The organism is Leptolyngbya sp. FACHB-671 (assembly GCF_014695745.1).
In the GTDB taxonomy this organism is placed as follows: Bacteria; Cyanobacteriota; Cyanobacteriia; order Elainellales; family Elainellaceae; genus JAAUTN01.
In genome coordinates, this window is record NZ_JACJOV010000126.1 from 20,439 (window position 1) to 28,537 (window position 8,099).

Here is an 8,099-nt window from a genome sequence, read left to right on the forward strand (position 1 = left end):
GGAATTTTAGGAACAGATTTGGCGATCGCCCTTTTCCACGCTGGGGTTCGTTTCCAAATAGTCCTGTACCCAATCGCAACCGCGAGTGACTAGCTCCTGCAAATCTCCAACGTAGTCCAGATTCCACAGAGTCAAGGCGTTGTCGTTTCCGGCTGTTGCCAGGGTACGACCGTCTGGGCTAAAGCTGACATCCTGATTGACGTTTTTGGTGCCCGTCAGAGTATGTAACAGTTCTCCTGTTGCGCTCCAGAGCTTGATGGTTTGGTCATGGCTAGCCGTGGCGATCGTGGTGCTATCGGGGCTGAAGCTGGCATTGTAGACAATGCCGTCGTGCCCTTTGAGAATTCGCAACAGTTTGCCGTCTCGCGTCCACAGGCGTGCTGTTTTGTCTTGACTAGCTGTGGCAAGAATGGTGCCGTCTGGGCTAAAGCGCACGTCGTAGACAATTCCTGTGTGTCCAGTGAGGGTATCGAGCAATTCACCCTCTACCGTCCACAGTTTTACCGTGTGGTCATTGCCAACGGTGGCGATCGTGGTGCCATCGGGGCTAAACGCAACGCCTGATACTTCTCCGTCGTGTCCGAGCAGAGTTCGCAACAGTTTGCCCTCGCGGTTCCACAGTTTCACCGTTTGATCAGCACTGGCGGTTGCAATCACTTGGCTGTCTGGGCTGAAAGTAACGCTCAACACGCCGCCGTCGTGTCCGGTGAGCGTGGTCAGCAATTTCCCGTCGCGTGTCCAAAGTTTTGCAGTCGCGTCATTACTGGCTGTGCCGATGAGGTTGCCATCCGGACTGAAACTAACACTCCAGACCGCGCCGTCGTGTTCCGTTAGGGTGTGGAGGAGTTTTCCATCTTGACGATTCCAGATTTTGACAGTGCCGTCTCGGCTGGCGGTGGCGATCGCCTCTCCATCAGGGCTAAAATTTAGCCCAAATACCCAGTTTTGGTGCCCTATCAGTCTTCTTAGCCCTGTATCTTCGATTTGCCATAACCTGATGGTGCGATCGAAACTAGCCGCAGCCAGGGTTTTACCGTCAGGGCTAAAGGCTACTCCACCACCGCCATCGCCATCATGAGTGTATGTGCCAATCAGGTCGCCATTCAGATTCCAACGTCTCACCACTTTTTCATAGCCAACAGCGGCAACGCTTTGCCCATCTGGGCTAAAGCTGGCGCTCAAAAATGCATCTTCGCCATTAAAAGTGTTGAGCAGCCTGCCATCTAACGTCCACAGTTTGACAGTTTTGTCCTGGCTAGCTGTCACAAGGGTTCGACCATCCGGACTGAAGCTAACATCCCAAACGGCAGCGTTGTGGGAGATGGTGCGTATCAGTTGCCCTTTCAAAGTCCAAATTTTGACCGTTTTATCGCGACTTGCCGTTGCAAGGGTTTGTCCATCCGGGCTGAAACTGACGCTGTGAACCTCATCTGTATGTCCTTCGAGTGTGGTCAACAGTTTGCCATCCGATCGCCAAAGTTTTGCAGTACCATCTCGGCTTGTAGTAGCTAACATGTTGCCATCAGGGCTAAAGCTAACGTCCCAAACTCCCTGACTGTGTCCCTGAAAGGTGTGCAGTAAGTGCCCATCGCGTGACCAGAGTTTCATCGTTTGGTCGAAACTACCTGTGGCAATTCTTTGACCATCGGGGCTAAAGCTGATGTTGTTGATGCGATCGCTGTGTCCCCGCAGGGTAATTGCCTCCTGCCCATCAATGCTCCAAATCTTAGCCGTACCGTCCCAACTTGCAGTGCCAAGGGTTTGTCCATCGGGGCTAAAACTTACTCCCCAAACCGTCTCGCTATGTCCTTCTAAGGTGTTGCGCTCTCTCACCCAGTAGACTGACTGCTGGAGCAAGGTGACGATATCAGAATGAATCTGAACATCACGAGTCCAAGCCGAACGATTCAGGGTAGTTCCAGCCCGCAGGCTTTCGATCAATGCATCAAAAACTTGATTGGATGAAAACAGGGCTTCTGAAGTGGTGGCGATCGCCGTCAGTTGCCGCCGTTCTGCCTTCTGCCACTGAGAAAAAGCAACTAGACCAAATATGCCTGCAATACAGAGAGCAAAACTAACACTAACCAGGGCAATTTTCTGCCGCCGATTTTCTGTTTTCTGCCGCTCCGTTTGAGCCCTACGGCTTTGAATAATATATTCGCGCTGCACTTGAGCTGGAAAGGGTTCTTTGTCCGTTCCTTTGGTCAACCATTGTTCTGCTTCTTCTAGATCACTACCTCTCAACAAGAAGCTTTCGTTGCGCCTTTTGTAAACCCATTCATTCGCTCTCACCAACAAGCGAGTGTGCGTTTTAACATGCTCTAAATCTGTGTCGAGCGCTTTAATCAGAGACTGAAGTGCTTGATCAGAATCATCACTTTCCCGAAAGAAAAGCCAATTATGTCTTCTCAGCGCTGGATGAACTTGCTCCTGTTCAAAACCCTCTCGCCACACAATTGGTAACAATCGTTTGTGATTAAAAACGGCGTGATCAATTTCCTGCCGACACACTTTTGATTGAACCGAATCGGGACTGATGATAAAGACAAATGTATTCGTTGATTCGATGCCAGCCTCAATCTCTCTCCACCATTCGGCAGTAATGGGAATGTCTTCCCAGTCAACCCAAGCGCCGCGTCCAGTCGCGCTGAGTTTTTCGTAGAGCGATTTGACAAAGGTTTTGTCTGCCCGCGAATAGGAGATAAAAACATCCTGGTCAATTCCGTCAGTTGAAGAATCAAGATGAGGAGCGCTAGCAACAAACATTTCGCCTCCGGGCATTGCCCACCCTACTGTTTAAGGGATCAAAACCTAACAGGAGAATTACGGAGAAATACTGAGTTTGTTTAAAGGATATTTGTAGGATGTGGCATTCAGATTAGAATTATTGCTCTCTTTCAAGGTTTATCTGCTAAATGCCACACCCTTACGGGGCATATTCACGCCTTCTCAAACTATTTGAGGCGATCGCTAACAACTTCCAACAAATTCCACAACGCTTTATCAATTAACTACCGGATTTTGCTCTTCTAATGGAGATGCGGGTTGAGAAACCGCTGGAATAATATCTGACAAATCTGGCTCACTCACTTCTGACCTAGAGGTTTCTGGTTTAGGAGCTTCAATAATTTCAGGTAAAGTCTCTTCCGGTTCCAGCGGTGTAGGTGAGAGACTTGAACGACGACGGAAGCGATCGAAAAAGCCTCCTAGCGGGCTAGATTTGGGCTGAGTTGGTTCGGGTTGAATGAGTTCAGGGGAAACAGGAGCGATCGCTGGCACCTCTTCAGAAGTCCTTTCGGGCAGTGGTTCAACCGTTGGTTCGGTCAGTGCTGGTGCATCAACGGGTGCTTCCAGGAAGGGCAGTGGCTCTGTTACTTCAGGAACAATATCGGCTGCATCCGGTTCCTCCAGAACTTCTGGAATAGAAGGTACAACGGGTGCTGGAATCGGCTTAGGGGCACGACGGAAGCGATCGAAAAAGTTTTTGGGTGAAGCAGGTTGCGATCGCGGTGACTCTGGTGCCTCAGTAGGTTCTTCTAACTGAGGGAGTTCTTCCAACTGGGGCAGTGACTCCTCTTCAAGAACCTCAGGAACTTCAGGAACGATATCAACTGCACTGGGTTCCTCTTGCACTTCTGGAATAGAAAGCGGAGGTGGAGTAATCGGGGTAGGAACAGGCTCAGGGGCACGACGACGGAAGCGATCGAAGAAATTTTTGGGTGAAGCAGGTTGCGGCGGCTCACTGGGGATTGGCACTGGCACCTTATCAACTTCAGGTTCTGCCTCAGATGATGCCGGATCTAAGTCTTCAAAACCACGCTCTATGGTCGGTTCAAGTTCACTCGATTGCTCTTCTTCGGCTGCGGGAATCTCCTCCGTTTGAGGAATTTCCTCAAATGCGGGCACTTCTACCGCAGGGATTTCTTCAGGCTCAGGAGTTTCCTCTGTTCTAGAAGGAATGGAACGCTCCGGAGACGGTTCGGGAGTAGGAGCAGGAGTAGGTTCCGGGGATGACTCTGATGTGGGAGGTGTGGGGACATAGTCCGGATTAACAATGCTGCGAACTGCGTCGGCAGAGAGTTCACCTCGCACCAGTTTGGATAGCGTATCCTTACCGTTTGGCTCGTAATTAATTAGCCGTACCGTGTTATTAAATGGGTTCGGGAAGGGATCGCCCTTCTCATCCAAAAGCTCTAGCTGCACCCAGTTTTTGCCTGGTTTCAACCCTTTTAAGTAGATCGGTTGCCAGCGATCGAAAATAAAGCTTTCACCATTAATCGTGCAGCGAATTCGCCAGTCCAAAACCTCATCTTCAGGATTTTCTTGAGCAATCAAATGTAGCGGCGCATTGGTGAGATAAAAGTCGAGCATAATCGGCTCTGCCCCATAGCTGCCTTTTGGACGGCTATAGGTGAGCAATGGTTGGGTTGGGTCAGGGTTATTTTCAGGCGTTTTGGTAAACAGATGAAAAGTTGTCTGGGCGTAAGCTCCCTCATTCTTAAAGCTCTCATGCCAGGGGTGAGAGGCAAAGACGCGTAGGGTGTGAGTTCCGGGTGCTAAATCTTCTAGAACTAAAGGCTCACGGGTATCGTAAACCGCTTGATAGGGCTGATTATCCAGGATGACGTGTAGGTGCGGTCCCAGCCCAAATTCTTCGTTCTGAAAGATGGGCAAGTCCTGCACCTGAAGGCGCACGGAGACGTAATCGTCCTGCAATACCTGGTTTGGGCGTGGGCTGAGAATTTTTACCTGCGGTTGGTAGCGCTCAAGTGACTGACGTAGCTCTTGCAGCGTTTCAGGTGGAGAAACTTCGGCAACTCTGCCAGCCAGTCGAGTGGGTTTGTCAGAATCAGGCGACAGCTCGACGGTGCGGGGACGATCGCCACATCCCCCTAAGCCCCAACTTAAAATTGCTGCCAATAATAAGGATGTCAGCAGTCTTTTGACGTTACTCAGCCGATTAATCCCAAACACGCAACCACACTCCTGGGCGATCGCCGCCCCAAGATTAAACACTGACCCATAGGGAACTATATCGGATCACGAATTGAATAAAACCTCAGATTTCCTGCGCGGAATGTGTATCTCGATAATGAATAAGAGAAAATTGAGTTTCATTTAAGTTTTTTAAGCTTTAATAAGTTCCTTATGTTTTTTGGTTTTTCTATGATCCATATAAGTTGTTTCAATTCGTAAACGATTGACAACCCTTAGCACATTTTTTGCTGTTATGACTCGTCGCAAGCCTCACCCCCTCCTGATTTGCTCATTTTGAATTATTGTTAACCACGTTCAAAGTCGTGCCAAATGCCGCTCTATAATGCACGAGAGAACCCACCCCCAAGTCGTCTAAATTGCTGTTCTAGCTTACTGGCTGTCTTGGCTTAAAGTTTAGAACGGCGATCGCGACCATTCTCTTCTCTTGAAAGTTAAGTAGCGCGACCTTTGAAACGGTTACGACGCTTTAGTCTGGGTCTCATAAACCTAGTCATACAATCCATCTGCTAGCCGCTGATTGATGAGAAGGGAATTTAACAAAAGCTTGGGGTTAGGGATTACTCGTTCCTTGTCTAGAGAGAGGAGAGTCTCTAATGACAACTACCCCACGGGAGCGAGACGCAAAGGTCAAGGTTGTGGTTGACAAAGACCCGGTTCCTACTTCATTCGAGAAGTGGGGCAAACCCGGTCACTTCGACCGCACCCTTTCCAGAGGTCCTAAGACGACCACCTGGATTTGGAACCTTCATGCTGACGCTCACGATTTTGATAGTCATACCAGCGACTTAGAAGATATATCGCGTAAGATCTTCAGCGCTCACTTTGGTCACTTAGCCATTGTGTTTATCTGGCTGAGCGGTATGTATTTTCATGGCGCTCGCTTTTCAAATTATGAAGCTTGGCTGACCGACCCCACTGGCATCAAGCCCAGTGCTCAGGTCGTCTGGCCGATTGTCGGTCAAGAAATTTTGAATGCAGATGTAGGCGGCGGTTTCCAGGGGATTCAAATCACCTCTGGTTTCTTCCAGATATGGCGGGCCGCAGGTATTACCAGTGAGTTTCAGCTCTACTGCACAGCAATTGGTGGCTTGGTTATGGCTGCCCTGATGCTGTTTGCAGGCTGGTTCCATTACCACAAGCGTGCTCCCAAACTGGAGTGGTTTCAGAACGTGGAGTCGATGCTAAACCACCACTTGGCTGGTTTGCTCGGTCTAGGTTCCCTATCTTGGGCTGGACACCAAATTCACGTTGCGCTGCCCATTAATAAGCTGTTAGATGCTGGGGTTCCGCCTGCGGACATCCCCTTGCCTCAAGAGTTCATTTTGAATTCTGGCTTGATGGCTGAGCTATATCCCAGTTTTGCTAAGGGCTTAACTCCCTTCTTTACCCTCAACTGGGGTGAATACGCTGATTTCCTTACCTTTAAGGGCGGTCTAAACCCTGTTACTGGCGGTCTGTGGTTGTCTGACACAGCGCATCACCACTTGGCGATCGCAGTGTTGTTCATCATTGCCGGTCACATGTACCGCACCAACTGGGGCATTGGTCACAGCATCAAGGAAATCCTAGAGAACCACAAAGGTCCCTTCACTGGCGAAGGACACAAGGGTCTCTATGAGAACCTCACCACTTCCTGGCACGCTCAGTTGGCTGTCAACCTGGCAATGCTAGGTTCGCTGACCATCATCGTGGCTCAGCACATGTACTCCATGCCGCCTTATCCCTACTTGGCGACAGACTATCCCACGCAGCTTTCGATCTTCACACATCACATGTGGATCGGTGGCTTCCTGATTGTGGGTGCCGGAGCACACGCAGCTATCTTTATGGTGCGTGACTACGACCCAGTAGTGAATCAAAACAACCTGCTGGATCGGGTAATTCGCCACAGAGATGCCATCATCTCTCACCTCAACTGGGTTTGTATCTTCCTTGGCTTCCACAGCTTTGGACTGTACATTCACAACGACACGATGCGTGCTTTGGGTCGTCCCCAAGACATGTTCTCTGACACGGCGATTCAGCTTCAGCCCGTGTTTGCTCAGTGGATTCAAAATATCCACACCCTCGCTCCGGGTGCGACTGCTCCCAATGCTCTAGCTCCGGCTAGCTATGCGTTTGGTGGTGGCATCGTAGCAGTGGGTGGCAAGGTTGCCATGATGCCGATCGCTCTCGGTACGGCAGACTTTATGGTTCACCACATTCACGCCTTCACAATTCACGTGACGGTATTGATTCTGCTCAAGGGTGTGCTGTTTGCCCGTAGCTCTCGTCTGATTCCAGACAAGGCAAACTTGGGCTTCCGCTTCCCTTGCGACGGTCCCGGTCGGGGCGGCACCTGTCAGGTTTCTGGTTGGGATCATGTCTTCCTCGGTCTGTTCTGGATGTACAACTCCCTATCAATTGCAATATTCCACTTCAGTTGGAAGATGCAATCTGATGTATGGGGAACGGTCAATGGCGACGGCTCGGTGTCTCACATCACGGGCGGTAACTTTGCCCAAAGTGCGATTACCATTAATGGTTGGCTGCGTGACTTCTTGTGGGCACAAGCTACTCAGGTAATCGGTTCCTACGGTTCAGCGCTCTCGGCTTACGGTCTGCTGTTCCTGGGTGCTCACTTTGTTTGGGCGTTCAGCCTCATGTTCTTGTTCAGCGGTCGCGGCTACTGGCAGGAATTGATCGAGTCCATTGTTTGGGCGCACAACAAGCTAAGAGTAGCTCCCTCCATTCAGCCTCGCGCTCTGAGCATCATTCAGGGTCGTGCTGTTGGTGTGGCTCACTACCTCCTGGGAGGAATCGTCACTACGTGGGCGTTCTTCCTGGCTCGAATCATTGCAGTAAGCGGATGAGCACGAGGAGAACTCGTTAAACATGGCAACTAAATTCCCAAAATTTAGCCAGGACTTGGCTCAAGATCCGACTACACGTCGGATCTGGTACGGGATTGCCACCGCCCATGACTTTGAAAGCCATGACGGAATGACTGAGGAGAATCTTTACCAAAAGATTTTTGCCTCGCACTTCGGTCACCTGGCAATCATCTTCCTCTGGACATCTGGCAGCCTCTTCCACGTCGCCTGGCAAGGCAACTTCGAACA

General features: G+C 50.3%; 3 protein-coding genes and 1 pseudogene. 2 read left to right on the top strand and 2 right to left on the bottom strand.

The annotated features are described in order from the left end of the window. Window positions 1-6: 6 nt before the first annotated feature. A complete protein-coding gene (locus H6F93_RS16690; RefSeq protein ID WP_190682875.1) occupies window positions 7-2,781 on the bottom strand; it encodes a toll/interleukin-1 receptor and WD40 repeat domain-containing protein in 2,775 nt (924 codons plus the stop codon). Window positions 2,782-3,003: 222 nt separating this feature from the next. Then, complete coding sequence (locus tag H6F93_RS16695; protein ID WP_190682878.1) at window positions 3,004-5,016, bottom strand: hypothetical protein; 2,013 nt, start codon at window positions 5,014-5,016, stop codon at window positions 3,004-3,006. Window positions 5,017-5,591: 575 nt separating this feature from the next. On the opposite strand from H6F93_RS16695, the gene psaA reads away from it, so the two are divergent. Next, the gene (gene psaA, locus H6F93_RS16700) at window positions 5,592-7,850 is read left to right on the top strand and encodes a photosystem I core protein PsaA (RefSeq protein ID WP_190641094.1); all 2,259 of its coding nucleotides are present in this window, start codon (window positions 5,592-5,594) and stop codon (window positions 7,848-7,850) included. A 22-nt stretch (window positions 7,851-7,872) separates the two neighbouring features. After that, window positions 7,873-8,099: pseudogene (gene psaB, locus H6F93_RS16705) on the top strand (photosystem I core protein PsaB); the annotation flags it as partial.

What these genes read in the sequence shown, in the direction of transcription:
- H6F93_RS16690 (WP_190682875.1), bottom strand. Translation starts at nt 2,781, where the DNA reads ATGCCCGGAGGCGAAATGTTTGTTGCTAGCGCTCCTCATCTTGATTCT.
- psaA (WP_190641094.1), top strand. Translation starts at nt 5,592, where the DNA reads ATGACAACTACCCCACGGGAGCGAGACGCAAAGGTCAAGGTTGTGGTT.